Annotated in this window: 14 protein-coding genes; 8 read left to right on the top strand and 6 right to left on the bottom strand. The window is 38.0% G+C overall.

What is annotated here, in order from left to right; translation table 11 throughout:
- Positions 1–356: 356 nt before the first annotated feature.
- The gene (locus LZD48_RS00410; RefSeq protein ID WP_235760760.1) at positions 357–1046 is read left to right on the top strand and encodes a DnaD domain-containing protein; all 690 of its coding nucleotides are present in this window, start codon (positions 357–359) and stop codon (positions 1044–1046) included.
- Between the two features lie 4 nt (positions 1047–1050).
- Positions 1051–1713, top strand: a complete 663-nt coding sequence (gene nth, locus LZD48_RS00405; RefSeq protein WP_235760759.1) for an endonuclease III — start codon at positions 1051–1053, stop codon at positions 1711–1713.
- 74 nt (positions 1714–1787) lie between these two features.
- On the opposite strand, the gene LZD48_RS00400 is transcribed toward nth, so the two are convergent.
- Both LZD48_RS00400 and recU read right to left on the bottom strand, forming a co-directional pair.
- Positions 1788–4547, bottom strand: a complete 2760-nt coding sequence (locus LZD48_RS00400; RefSeq protein WP_235760758.1) for a PBP1A family penicillin-binding protein — start codon at positions 4545–4547, stop codon at positions 1788–1790.
- Between the two features lie 26 nt (positions 4548–4573).
- Complete coding sequence (recU, locus tag LZD48_RS00395) at positions 4574–5170, bottom strand: Holliday junction resolvase RecU (protein ID WP_235760757.1); 597 nt, start codon at positions 5168–5170, stop codon at positions 4574–4576.
- 305 nt (positions 5171–5475) lie between these two features.
- On the opposite strand from recU, the gene LZD48_RS00390 reads away from it, so the two are divergent.
- The 4 genes from LZD48_RS00390 (at position 5476) to LZD48_RS00375 (ending at position 7794) form a co-directional block, all read left to right on the top strand.
- On the top strand, positions 5476–5685 hold the full coding sequence (locus LZD48_RS00390; protein WP_235760756.1) for a hypothetical protein: 210 nt from the start codon (positions 5476–5478) through the stop codon (positions 5683–5685).
- Positions 5686–5729: 44 nt separating this feature from the next.
- Positions 5730–6095 carry a YppE family protein gene (locus LZD48_RS00385; protein ID WP_235760755.1) on the top strand — a complete coding sequence of 122 codons (366 nt, stop codon included), beginning with the start codon at positions 5730–5732 and terminating at the stop codon, positions 6093–6095.
- Between the two features lie 13 nt (positions 6096–6108).
- Positions 6109–6510, top strand: coding sequence for a cytidine deaminase (locus LZD48_RS00380; protein ID WP_235760754.1), 402 nt, complete (start codon positions 6109–6111; stop codon positions 6508–6510).
- Between the two features lie 225 nt (positions 6511–6735).
- Positions 6736–7794: an N-acetylmuramoyl-L-alanine amidase gene (locus LZD48_RS00375; RefSeq protein WP_235760753.1), complete on the top strand. Its 1059-nt coding sequence runs from the start codon at positions 6736–6738 to the stop codon at positions 7792–7794.
- 606 nt (positions 7795–8400) lie between these two features.
- Here the strand turns inward: LZD48_RS00375 and LZD48_RS00370 are convergent.
- From LZD48_RS00370 to LZD48_RS00355, 4 genes are all read right to left on the bottom strand, one after another.
- On the bottom strand, positions 8401–9561 hold the full coding sequence (locus LZD48_RS00370) for a site-specific integrase (protein ID WP_235760752.1): 1161 nt from the start codon (positions 9559–9561) through the stop codon (positions 8401–8403).
- A 79-nt stretch (positions 9562–9640) separates the two neighbouring features.
- Positions 9641–10144, bottom strand: coding sequence for an ImmA/IrrE family metallo-endopeptidase (locus tag LZD48_RS00365; RefSeq protein WP_235760751.1), 504 nt, complete (start codon positions 10142–10144; stop codon positions 9641–9643).
- A gap of 357 nt (positions 10145–10501) precedes the next feature.
- The gene (locus LZD48_RS00360; protein ID WP_235760750.1) at positions 10502–12499 is read right to left on the bottom strand and encodes a DEAD/DEAH box helicase; all 1998 of its coding nucleotides are present in this window, start codon (positions 12497–12499) and stop codon (positions 10502–10504) included.
- Between the two features lie 371 nt (positions 12500–12870).
- Positions 12871–13287, bottom strand: a complete 417-nt coding sequence (locus LZD48_RS00355) for a helix-turn-helix domain-containing protein (protein WP_235760749.1) — start codon at positions 13285–13287, stop codon at positions 12871–12873.
- A 158-nt stretch (positions 13288–13445) separates the two neighbouring features.
- On the opposite strand from LZD48_RS00355, the gene LZD48_RS00350 reads away from it, so the two are divergent.
- Together LZD48_RS00350 and LZD48_RS18670 are read left to right on the top strand one after the other, a co-directional pair.
- Positions 13446–13658 carry a helix-turn-helix transcriptional regulator gene (locus LZD48_RS00350; RefSeq protein WP_235760748.1) on the top strand — a complete coding sequence of 71 codons (213 nt, stop codon included), beginning with the start codon at positions 13446–13448 and terminating at the stop codon, positions 13656–13658.
- A 130-nt stretch (positions 13659–13788) separates the two neighbouring features.
- On the top strand, positions 13789–13914 hold the full coding sequence (locus LZD48_RS18670) for a hypothetical protein (protein WP_255770166.1): 126 nt from the start codon (positions 13789–13791) through the stop codon (positions 13912–13914).
- The last annotated feature ends 37 nt before the right edge of the window (positions 13915–13951 follow it).

The following is a 13951-nucleotide window of genomic DNA, read 5'->3' as shown; positions in this document are numbered from 1 at the left end:
ACTCCTGCGGGAACAGCACGAGCCTGGAGACCCCTTAGTGCTCAGCCCGAGGAGCTCTAGCAGTGCCTAAGGATGCGCATCCGTCCACCGGGCAACTGAACGGCGATTAGAAAGCAAACCATGAGAACGTGCAAATCACTTACGCTGTATGAAAGCAATCAGAAGATATGTTAAGTTTTAAAAAGAATGCTTAGTTGTTTAAGTCCGCAAAGTTGAGTGATGAAGAATCGGAATTCGCATGTTTACTTGGCAGGTGGATAAATATAAGTCCTTTCTTACTGCATAAGTGCGAGCTTTGATTGTCACCGAAATCCTTGGTGTCAACAACGAAGCTTTCTAATAAGGAGGTACCTAACATGTTTGAAACGAACCCACTGGAAGAAATATTACACGATCAATTACATATCCCCGGCAGATTGCTGACAAACTACACGAAGCTTGGTTTAAATGAAACTGAGCTTGTGCTTGTTCTACAACTCATTTACTTTTTCAAAGAGAAGAACAATTTCCCAACTCCCGCTGAACTGGCTGATCCATTGACAATAAGTGAGAAACATTGCTCCGACATCTTAATGAAGCTTATTCAAAAGGATTTATTAACGATTGAGCCAAGAGAAAATGAGAAAGGTCAAATTTCAGAAGCCTACTCTGTTCAGCCGTTACTAGAAAAACTTTATCATGAAGAAAAAGAACAAGAGCAAGAAGAAAATACAACGGGTACGATTTTTATTTTGTTTGAACAGGAATTCGGTCGGCCGATTTCTCCATTTGAAATCGAAATGATTAACTCGTGGTTGGATGAAGACGAAATCAGTCCGGCATTAATTAAAGCAGGGCTTCGAGAATCAGTACTTATGGGTAAATTAAACTTTAAATATATTGATCGTATCTTGCGGGAGTGGAAGAAGAAAGGAATCCATTCTGTTGAACAAGCAAGAAATGCAAGCAGGAAGTTTCACAGTCATCAGCAAGTGAACCAGCAGCCTGCTCAAACAGTAAAAAGAGATACATCGATCTACTATAACTGGCTGGAAGGGGAAGACTAGTTAGATGCTGAATTTAAAAGAGATTAGACATGTATTAGATACGATTGCAGAAATGTTCCCTGATGCGGAGGGCGAGTTGGTTCACTCGAACCCTTTCGAATTATTGATTGCCGTTGTATTATCCGCACAATGTACGGATAAATTAGTGAATAAAGTTACGGCAGACTTATTTAAGAAATATAAAACGCCTGAAGATTATATTGCGGTACCACTGGAAGAACTCCAGCAGGATATTCGTTCAATCGGACTTTATCGTACAAAGGCAAAGAACATCCAAAAGCTTTGCCACGTTTTGATCGATAAACATGGAGGGAAGGTTCCTGAAACAAAGGAAGAGCTCATGAAGCTGGCAGGGGTCGGCAGAAAGACAGCGAATGTCGTTGCTTCCATCGCTTTTAATGAGCCAGCGATCGCGGTTGATACTCATGTGGAACGGGTGTCCAAGCGATTAGGGATATGCCGCTGGAAGGATTCTGTACTGGAAGTGGAAGAGACCTTGATGCGGAAGATACCGCGGGAAGAATGGTCAGAGACACATCACCGATTAATCTTTTTTGGAAGGTACCACTGTAAAGCGAGAAATCCAAATTGTCCGGAATGCCCACTTCTTGATCTTTGTCGAGAAGGTAAAAAACGGATGCGAAAGCTTGAAATAAAGAAGAAATAGAGAGCAAAAAATAAAGGAAAGCTTATCTGTCGCTATGCAGATAAGCTTTCCTTTTTTCCTTCTTTGCTTTCTTGTTATTCGTCGGATTGTTCTTCCTCATCGGGAGTTTCATCCTCTTCAGGTGGTGCTTCTTCACCTTCATCCTCATCTTCTTCTGGTTCTGGTGCCTCTTCTACTGGTTCTTCCTCTGGTTCTTCTGGCTCTTCTGCTTGTGGTATGCTGACAGATGTTGATTGACTATCGCCGCGTACGTCACCTTCTTGCCCAATTGGAGTTACACTGATTGAATAGGTTTCTCCAGGGGAGAATGTACCACTTATCTCAATGCCTTGAGACTGTACGGTTTGCGTTTGTCCACCGTTGACAGTCACTTCGAAAGCAGCGGGAGGACCATCATAATTCCATGAAACATCGATTATTCCTTGGTCTTCCACATACGTTGCGCTTAGACTAGAGACTGGAGGTATATTTTCTTCCTCTTCCTCCTCATCTCCACCTGGTACCGTAATCGATGTGGATGCAGGCTCACTTGTTATGGAATTATTTTCGTTGCTAATCGCTACGACTTGAATCGTGTATTTTGCCCCAGCTTCTACTTCCGATATATCTAAGGACATATCCTCTGTTGTCGCTAATTCCTGCATGGAGCCCCCATCAACACTCGCACTCACTGCAAAGGAGACATCACTATCCGTGTTATAATCCCATTCCACGTGGATTGAATGATCATCTTCATTATAGGTTGCATTCAGCCCGTTAACTGCATCAAGCTGATCAAATTTTTCCGATGTTGTTGTCGGTTCAGACCCCCGAACGAATAGCTCGGTAACCTTTTGAGCGGCAGGTGTGTGATCACTTGCGAGCTCTGGTGGATTTGTTCCACGTTCGATCGCTAATTTCACAACAGAATCTGGTTGTTGGAAATCGGCTGTATCAATACCTTCCGACACATGGAGCATCGTTTCCCGGAACATTTGCTGGGCGATCGTCCAATCCACCGAATCTGGAAGTCCTACTCGTTTTCCATCTACAATATTCTCACCAACCCAAGTAGATACAGTGTAGTTGGTCGTATATCCTATAAACCAGCGGTCTCCCGCTGAACCGTCATCGACGTTCGTTGTTCCCGTCTTACCAGCTACCGGTAAACCGCCCATGCTACCAGACGCCCATGTTCCGTCCGTAAAGACAGTTTTCAACATATCCGTGATCATGTAAGCCGTGTAGTCTTCAATAGCTGGTTCTGAATCCGGCCGAAGCTCAACCGTGCTTCCGTCTGGGAATTCAACTGATTCTACAGCATATGGTTCTGTATAAACTCCTCCGTTACCAAACACACTGAAGGCACTTGCCATTTCCAGCGGCGTAACAGTTAAACTACCACCGCCGATAGCATCGGAAGCATAAAGGTTATCTGGCATATCCAGTCCAAGCTGTTCACCAAAACTCTTCGCCCGGTCTGCACCTACTTCTTCAAAAAGTTTCACCGCAGGAACATTCAGGGATTGACTTAATGCTGTCCGAGCGCTAACCCAACCAGAGTAAGTACGGGTGATATTGTTAATCGGTTTTTCCATTCCTGGTCCTTGGTATGGCGCATCGTCATTGATTTGGTGATACGTAGAAATCTTGTCATACTCTATTGCCGGTCCGTAAGACATGATTGGTTTAATTGTGGAACCAGGTTGCAAATTAGGCCTTTTATCTATCGCATAGTTCAATTCTTGACTGCCCGTACTATTACGACGTCCGCCAATTGCTTGTATAGCACCTGTTTTCGTATCGGTAACAACAATCGCACCTTGTACATTATCACTACCATAATTCAGCGGGTTAGCTTCCGTATCTGTTAATAGAAGTTCAACCCGTTCCTGGGCATTTGTATCAAGCGTTGTATTGATTTTTAAACCATCTGTATAAATATTGATGCCTTCTAATTTCTCACTGATTTCATCGGCCACTTTATCGATAAACGCACCGTATTTCGTAGAGCTTTCCTCAGGTTCTGCGAGCATTGCAATAATATCAACTTCACGTGCCTCGTTTGCTTCTTCTTCTGTAACCTTGCCATGGCGTACCATTAGATCAAGCACCGTATTCATCCGATAAGCTGTAAGCTCTGGATCACGGAATGGGTTATATGCAGTAGGCCGTTGTGGTAATCCAGCTAAAATCGCCGCTTGTGCCAAGGTTAGATCATTTAAATCTTCCACACCGAAATAGGATTTCGCTGCTGCTACAACGCCATAAGAATTATTTCCATAGAAAATTTTATTTAAATACATTTCTAAAATTTCTTCTTTAGAATATTTTCTTTCAAGTTGCAGTGCGAGCCACTGTTCCTGCACCTTTAATTTAATTTGCTTTTCATTGGATAGAAAAAAGTTCTCTACTACCTGATGGGTAATTGTACTTGCACCTTGCGAGCCGAACCCATCCGTAATGTTAGCGACAATAGCGCCGCCCAGTCTTCGTAAATCAATTCCCTTATGTTCAAAGAAACGAGCATCTTCTGTAGCAACTACAGCGTCAATTAGTACTTGAGGTAAATCTTCATATTTGACCTGTTCCCGATTCTCTAATTCCAACGTGGTAAAGGGTTCCCCGTATTTATCATTTAATGTAGAAGATAGGGGAACATTCAATTTGTCAGGATCGAGATCCGGTGCAGTAGCTATCCAATATATCCCAACTGCTCCACCGACAATTCCCGCTGCCAATCCAATAAAGAGAATCGTAAAGAGAATTGTCTTCCATATGGGTCGTTTTCCCGATGTTTTCTTTTTCGTTGTTTTCTTATTTCTTCTTGCCGCTCGCGACATCTTATCTGTCATAAGTAAAACCTCCATCATTTGAACTATTATTTTGTGAAATAAAGCTTGTCAATCACAGACAAATAGTCCACTCTTGCTTGAAATTTTAAGGGAATGAGATAACCTTCATCTCGGATTGTTTCATATGCAATTGATTTTTTCCCTTTCTTAAATTGGTCGAACCAAAGGGGAAGAAGTTTCGCTGTTTCAAATAAATATGTTTCATCATGGCTTGAAAAGCGGATAATGATAAAACTGATCCCCCCATGACTTGCAACCTGCTCCATATGAGCAATCTGATGTTCATGAATGTTAGCTAATGGAAACCGCGTTTTATTTTTCGTCTCTTTTGCTTCAAAGTCAATGTATTTACCGCGATATAATCCATTATAATCCGTTGTTGATGCTTGTTTATAATAAGCTTCTGTAATAACAGCTGCACTGCGCTGCGGGTAATGCACCCGTACGACTTGAACCGGGGTTGGTTTTTTATGGATAACAGCTAGATTATGTGCAAGATAATATTCGTTTGTTGTATTGATATCTTCCTCCAGCGTCATTCCCCGATTACTGTATTTTTGATTCTTCATTTCTCTATTTACCCGTTGTAATGGACGCCTTTTCTGTCCATTTGGATAGTTCATTATTTCTCCTCCTATTGACTGAACCGATCATCCTCCCTTACTCCATTAAATCTCAGGAAGTAATCGTACATATACATTATATAACAAAAATGAAAAAGAGACATAATTAGGGAACATTTTTTCGGTAAATAGATAAAGAAATCATACCATGAAAATACGAGTCTGGAAACGAACCTGAAGTGAACATTTTACCATTTTGCATGAGAAAAACAACTAGTTTTGACCGTTTACTTCTAGTTTTGTCGACAGAGCAGGAGACTAAACATCAAAGAACGAATTGCTAATAGAAAAGGGAGGAGATGCGGATGTCAATCGCATTGGAACAATTATATGTAGATGGAGTAAGGAAGCAAGATGCTGAACAATTCTTAATGGATATCGCTGAGCAACTCGAACAATTAGATGCTATAATAAAGAATAGAACCAACCATGAGATTTCAAAGCTGTTCCAGGAGCAACAACAAGAAATGGAAATGGTTGAAACTACAATCGAAAATTTATTACAATATAGATAAAGTAAGGAAGAAACTTTAAATATTTACACATAAGGTGGTCAGTCATGGTAACCGTTAAAGCACAAACTGCAAAATTGAGAGCGCATCTCAATCGTTTAAAAGAAAGATTTGAAAATACTGCTCCACCTAAAAACCGCCGGGATAGAGATTTTTTTAATATGGTAAAAGAAGAAACAGATCCAGTATATGAACTACTTGAACAATGGGAAGAAGCAACACTAGGAATCGTGAAGCAACGGAAAGTAAATGTTCACCCGCAGCAAGTCGCGTCAACTAGAGAGAATATGGAGCTTTTGCTTATGCATAGCTACTTTATAGATGCCCGGCCGAAGCGATATATGGAATTGTATAAATCTATCACCTATATCTTTGATCAATTACTTGAGGAATTAGAGGATACTAACAAATAAGTGGGGGAGAATCATGAATCAGCAATCATTAGTCCAACAAGCAATCAATATTAGGGAAACTGCGTATGTTCCATATTCGAAATTCGCAGTAGGAGCTGCATTGCGGACGAAATCAGGCAAAGTCTATACAGGCTGTAATATTGAAAATGCAGCTTATCCTGTCAGCTTATGTGCAGAGCGGGTAGCAATATTTAAAGCGATCTCAGAAGGGGAAACGGAATTTGAGGAAATGGCTGTTGCCGCAGATACGAATCGTCCCGTACCACCATGCGGCTCTTGCAGACAAGTGATGAGCGAGTTCTTCTCGCAAGATATGGAAATTCATCTTACCAATCTCAATCAAGATATAAAGACATTTACGATGGAAAAGCTGCTGCCATTTTCCTTTACTCCGACTGATTTGGATGCGGAATAAGATGGACCAGGTAATTCACCTTGTTATTACGTTGAAAAACACAAAACACACCAAGCTTAGTTTATGATGGTGTGTTTTTTAGTTGTTCATGTAATCATCATCCAGGGTGTCCTAGTAAGTGCCGCTGCAATTTGGGTTAAAGTGTATAAGCGAACTAACGAAAAGTGAGACAGCTCTACAAGAGTTGTCTTTTTTCTTGCATAAAATAGGATGGGAGGAATTTATATGACTCATTTACTGATCGCAGGACACGGAAGAAAAAGAAACGGCGACTTTGACCTTGGTGCAACTGGATTCATTACAAAAGGAGAACACAGGTATGTATCAGAAGATTTATTCCCAGCGATGAAAAGATTTCTGCCAAAAAATCATAAGGTTGTCTTTTTTGACAAATATAACGTATACGATTATGGAAATATCGCAGCTCTTGCTAAGAAGTACAATGCAACTGAAGTAACAGAAATCCACTTCGATGCAGCTACAGCCAACGCATCTGGCGGACATGTTATCATCCACAGTGATTATAGCCCCGACAAAATGGATCTAGCTTTGCGGGATGCAATCGATCGAATCGTCGGTGTACGGTATGCTCACCGAAATCATCACGGCATTAGTGGACGCAGTGAACTAGCAAACGTTAACCGTGCCAAAAATGCTGGCATCACTTATCGTTTGGTTGAATTAGGTTTCGGTACAAACTCCCACGATGCTAAGATAATGATCGAAGGGGTGGAGAAGTACGCCAAAGAACTTGTTAAGGCTATCACCGAGACAACTAATGGCAAACTCCCTCGTAAGCCAAGAACTCCAAGCAAACCGGAAGAGAAGACAATTTCTCAAATGGCTGATGAAGTTATTGCTGGCAAACACGGGAACGGCCATGCAGCTAGGAGAGAGTCACTGGATATCAGTCAATCGGAGTATGAGAAAGTTCGCATGGAGGTTAACCGTAGATTAAGAGGAACTTCTACACCTAAATCTAGCGGTCCTAGCAAATCGGTAGCGCAAATGGCTCAAGAAGTGATTCGCGGGAAGCACGGCAATGGCCATGATGCGAGAAGAAAATCGTTAGGCATTAGCCAAGCTGTATATAACCAAGTTAGAGAAGAAGTAAACAAACGTTTGGCTGGTGTGCTGTCACCTTCTGAAAAATCGATTAGTCAGATGGCTCGTGAGGTTATTGCGGGTAAACACGGGAATGGCCACGCGGAGAGGCGGGAATCCCTAGGAATTAGTCAAGCTGAGTATGAAAAAGTCCGTGGCGAGGTTAATAGACGGTTGTAGATATGTTATTTATTATACCTGAGTCGATGCCTTTGAAAATTGTGTTTCCTACTATTAGCTTTGTCCACTCTTCTTCTTTCAAAGTGCATATGCTAAACAAGAAAGGAGAGATCAGTTATGTGTTATTCTGACCCATGTAGAAAGAAACATGAGGATCATTGCGATTCATGTAAAAAGCAGCGTGAAAACTGTTGTTGTTACAAACGTGACGAAAAACGTAGAAGAGAATACTGTCATTGTTGTAACCGCTATTACTAAAATTAAAAAACCTCTCAGCTGTAAAATAGTTGAGAGGCTATTTTTTATCAATTAATTCTGCACAACAATTTTTCGAAATAAACTTGTCACATCATGTATTACATTCTTCTTTACATGATACATCTTTAAAACCGTTATAGGCACCCTCTTGTCTTTATTCTTCAAAAGCACTCTGCTACCTCATAAAGTACTCTAAACGTTGACCCAACTTGACTACATACCTATTTAATAATAACCTTTGATAAACAGATATGTTATGATATATAACATTAATTGGCTCACAAAACATTGGTAACACTGGGCTTTGGGAGGGCCTTTTTTAAAAGTCCCCCCAAAAGCTCCCCCAGTTTAACTATTTACGACTTTGCTAAATATTTCTACCGCCTGCAGATCTGCATCCTCATCTGAATGTCCATAGGTTCGATGAATTTCTTCAGCGGTGTTTCCTAATCGTTTGGCAACGGTAGCAACAGATACTCTTCTATTTAAAAGTATTGTTGCATGAGTATGGCGCAATCCGTGCGGTGTTATTTTTTTAATACCATTTTTTTCAATCAAAGATGATAAGGCTTGATTGATTGAATTTTGACAAACAGGTATCCCGCCACGATTTGAAATAAAGATAATATCGTCCTCTTTTAGATGCTCTCCATTGCTTAATTTCTTTTGTTTACACCAGGTCTTGTATTCTTTTAAAGGATTAAGTGTGTTATCATCAACGTGAATGGTTCGATAGCTATTTAACGTTTTCGGGGAACGGATTCCGTGTTCGTCTCGGGTCCATTCTATTTTTATGGTCTTGTTTTCAAAATCAATATCCCGCCAACGTAAACTATGTGCTTCACCTTTCCGCACACCTGTATTAGCTATAAACAAAATTAATGTTGACATTGTGAAGCTTGATTGTTTTTTAGTGGCAGTTAAAAGAGTATTTAACTCTGATTGGCTCAAGAAATTATCTAGTTTTTTACTTTTATCAGGAACAGTGATATGAGCTATATTATTTTCTTTTATAACTTTATTAGTTACAGCTGTATTTACGGCTATTCTAAAAATGTTATGATATAGCTTAACTGTACCTGATGAGTATGATTTTAAAAGTTTATTAATGAACTCTCTTTCGTATGTCATGCCGTCAAGCTTTGCTAGTTTGTATTTACCGATATTCGGTTTAAAAATATCTTCAATAAATCTTTTGCGGTCAGTGCGTGTGGTGATTTCCCAACCAACATGCTTGGTTTCATACCAAATATCAAGCCATTCTGATACCGTGATATTGCTATTTTCGACCTCTTTTGTGTCTCCATTACTAATAGCTATCCTTACTTCTAAAAGCTCTCTGTAAGCTTCATTTTCTTTCGTGAAGCTTTGCCTTGACTTTTCCCGACGATTACCCAAAGCATCATAATAGCGATGCCGGAACATCCAACGTTTTTCTTTTTTTGCTGTGAAATAATAAAACAGTTCCGGATCCTTCTTTGTTTTGTGTAACTCTGGTTTTTTTGACATTCTTATCTATCCCTTCGTGCGTGGACAGACGCTGTGTTTGGGGGATAGACAATTTTATCACCTCCTTAAATCATTGGTATTAATTATATATCGCTTTGCTTTCAGCGACAATTTGAGAACGGAACATCATATTTCTTTTTATATGGTCCATTCTTTTCTCACACAATTCTTCCGTTACTTTAAAATCGTTCGCCAAGTTTTGTATTAATAAAGGATCATCGAATTCATATTCCTTAACCATGTAGTAGGGGAGGGCAGCATACATTGTAAAAAGATTCGCATCCCATTCCTGCAATTCACGAAATGCTTTGGGCATCATGGACTGATGGCCGACATGTCGGAGGATATGGCAGAGTTCATGGAAAAATTGTTCACGTTGTTCTTCAATAGTAGATCTGGAATCTAATACAATAGACCGATATCGTCCAAATATGTCGTATCTAGCGTCCATTGGTCTGTAATGTAGGTAAATACTATAGATGCGAGCAATTCGCTCTAAATCGATATCCTGTGGCGTTTTTAACTGCATTCGTCGATATCGTGTATTTATCCAATCTTCTAAAGCTGTTTTTATGTAGGGCATTCTTAAATCATCCTTTCGCCAAATACAGGAATATACGTTCTGTTAATGGTGTAATAAAAGGTGTACAAATAAATGTACACCTTTTATGAGTTATTATTCTGAGTACACGGTATAAACTTTATCGCTGACTATTATAGTCCAATTCATAATTTGATAATCCCGGTTATATTCAATGCATTCTTTAAATATCAGGTCGCTAGAATTGTATTTGTGTGAGAAGTTAACCAAGATTATACTTTCATAGTTTTCTACTGATAAATCGAATGTTTCTCCTCCCTTTGACTGAATTTTTGCTATCAAGTCTAAATAATGATTTGTCGGTCTAAGTTTAATTTTTGTTGAATGTGACGATTGCATTTATAACTCATCCTCCTTTTTACCATATTCTTCTGTCCAGTATTTTAATTTTTCAATTACTCTTTCCTTTGCTACAGCATAATCAATGTTAGAGTATAATGATACGTTTTTTCCTGTTTGATCAAACAGTGACTGTCTAATATTTCTTGCTATATATCCTATATTATCAATTGGTTCATTGTCAACAAGTGAAGAGTCGCGATTTAGGTCAAAACCTTGTTTTTTAAGCTCAGATATCTTGAAAAACTCTTCAATTCGAGTGTTCAACCATCTAGTAAAATCTTCTCTTAGGGATTCAGAAACAATTAAATCTTCAAATTCAGAATAACTTTCATTAATATTCTGCTGAACATCTTTCTCAAATGCACTTAAGAGAATATCTGCTTCCTCTTTATTCAATACCCCATTTTCCACTTGCGTATCTAGTTTTTCTTTATAATCATTTAATTTGTTTTCCTGTTTAGATGTAATTTCACTTAAATGTTGTTTGTATTCTTGGTATCCAGTCGAAGTGAATGAGTCACTTCTTCCCAATCCTTCGGAAGAGTAACCGGAGACATTTAAGGTATTATTTACGGATACATTTGCTAAATCATATTCCTTCTCTTCAGAGTTAGATTTTTTTGATGATTCTTTTTCTACATAACCCAATTCACTAAAATCAAAAGTCAGTTGTTCTGATAAAAAGGCAGCTTGTTTTTTTATTAATTTCCCGTATTCTTCCTGATTTTTATAGTATTCCCATAGACTTTCTAATCCAAGTTCTTGGTGATATATAACATTACAATAATTATCTATAGGCATAATGTTCTCAGCGTGTATCTTTCTTAACCCTCTTCCAATCGATTGCGCATAAGGACCTAACGTTTTAAAAGGTCTGAACAAAGATATGATTGAAATGTTAGGATTATCGTATCCTTCACCTAACATTTGAATACTAACCATCACATCGTACTTTCCATTTGCATAATCAGTTAATCTTTGTTCAATCTCCCTCTCATTTAAACTCCTAGTACTAACATATGTCGCGCTCAAGCCTAAATCTTTATACCATTTACATACCTCTCTAGCATGCTCATCATTACAGGTAACTGCTAATACTTGATGTTTAGGGTAACTTTGTCTCTTTGCTGATAATACATCTTTAGTTCTTTCTATCACTTGTTTAGAACAAGTTTCAGACATTGCTATTGATTTACTTACAAACTCATTCCCTAATTCTTCTTTTGCTTCTTCAAGTGTGTATTGTTTATTGGTATCTTTATCGAAAAATACCAATTCCCCTGGAATATCTTCTTGTTTAACAATATTTTTAACTAGGCTATCATCAATCGCTTCACCTAGAGTATATTCAAAAATCGGATCGTAATCATGATTTGATATTTCTAATTTATCTCCTCTAAATGGAGTAGCAGTTAATTTTATTACTTTTGTTGCATCAAAATAACTTAATGTTTCTTGCCACATATTTGCTGCTACATGATGTGCTTCATCAATAATAATCATGTCAAAAAAGTCTCTTTCAACTAAATTTATTAAATTCACTTCTTCATTACTACTTACAATTTTATGTATATTAGTAACGACTACATCAGAAGCTTCTAGTTTTTTAATGGTTAACCCTTTCTCTCCTTGAATACGGGGATTGAAACCTTTATATAAATATGATTTTGGCAAGGAAAATCTATCATAAATAATATTTCTTTTCACCCAGAACGTTTGGTCGGGATTATTAACAGAATCGAAATGAGAAAATACTGTTTTCCTAACAATTTTTCCTGGAGTTATTATCAGTACTCTACCTTCAGCGATGCCAAAAGGGAGTAATGACATAACACCAGTTTTCCCAGTTCCTGTAGGCATGACTATGAGTGATTCTCTGTATTTGAAATCCGAAAACTCTGTGTAGTGGGATAATGCAGATCTGTAAGCATCTATTTGGGCGGGATATAGGTTACTGTTGTTAGTAATATTCGCTTTAATATCTTGAAATTTCATTTATAAAACCTCCAATAGAATTTTTACGAAAAAGAGAATAGTTGCAGTCACTGAGCAAAACAGACTAATGTCAAATAAATACCAACCCCTTCCAGAGAAATCCTCCTGATAAAAAGTACCTATTTACTATATATAAAAATCACACCAAAATAAAAGTTATCCTGGTGTGTTTTACTCGTTTTGTATTATTTCTGCATATCTGTCTTTAATATAATATTATTAAGTTATTGTTTATCTCAAATGCTGTTTATATGCTTATTTGTTGCATTTGTACGTACTTTTTTTACTTGAAATCAGTATGACTTTGCTCTTCATAACTGCTATAACCTGCAATTATTTGCTTTAAAACACAGTATGGTACTATTATTCTTTTAATCGGTATCAGATGAGGTGTTCTTATCTTTATTTTTCTTCTCTGCCTCAGATACGATAAATTGAAAATAGCTTTCCAATTGCTTAATTTCCTCAGGTCCCATCGATTTCCATTTCTCTATGTCGAAAAATCCAGATTGATCTATGTTGTATTTTTTGAGGAGTTTATTGATTTGTTCCAAAGAATCTTCTTGTTCTTCCTCTTGAGGAAAACTTGGATTATCTGTTCTACCTAAAAGATAATCAGTTGAAACATCATAAAAATCAGCTATTATCTCTAAGGTATCGTAATCAGGCTGTCTTGTTCCTTGCTCATAATTTGCAAGTTTACCACGTGAAAAGCCTAATCTTTCTGCAACCTCATATTGGCTATAACCCTTTTCTCTACGTAATAAAATCAATCTATCCTTTAACATTAAGCATCATCCTCTAGTTATATTATAGGAAACAAAAGGTTTCCAATCCATAAAAGACACAAAAAGTTTCTAAAAACCATTGACAGACACAGAGTGTTTCTATACACTAAGAATCAACAAGGAAACAAAACGTTTCCGGCGAGGTGAGGTGATTTTTATTGGTAAGAGAAAAGTTAATTGAATGCCGTGGTAAAGAATCCCGTAAAGATGTCGCAAAAGCATTGAATATCACGCCACAAATGCTAGGTGCTATTGAAAGGGGGGACAGAACACCGTCCTTAACATTGGCTAAAAAAATTGCTGATTATTATGGATTATCAATTGATGAAATTTTTTTTAATCATAACAGACACATTCCGTTTCTGTTATGAATTAAATTAAAATTAAAGGGAGGGGTTAAATTGCTAAAACTACATGATGATGAAAATGTTGTCATTCAGTCGGAACTTGGCTACTTCGAATTAAATTATGCCCAACTTGAATATGCAAGAAATCATGAAGATGGATCCGTCAATTAATAACGAAGCAACAGAAGGTATCGACTCATCATTAAATTTAACTGTAGAAGATGCAGAACAACTGGCATTTCATATTCTCGGTATCTGTGCTGCAGTTAAAAACGAATAAATTATATCCAGCCGACAGTTTCTAATTTAATTATAAG

The sequence above is a fragment of the Oceanobacillus alkalisoli genome (assembly GCF_021556485.1).
Taxonomy (GTDB): Bacteria; Bacillota; Bacilli; order Bacillales; family Amphibacillaceae; genus Oceanobacillus; species Oceanobacillus alkalisoli.
This window is presented reverse-complemented; position numbering and strand designations above follow the sequence as displayed.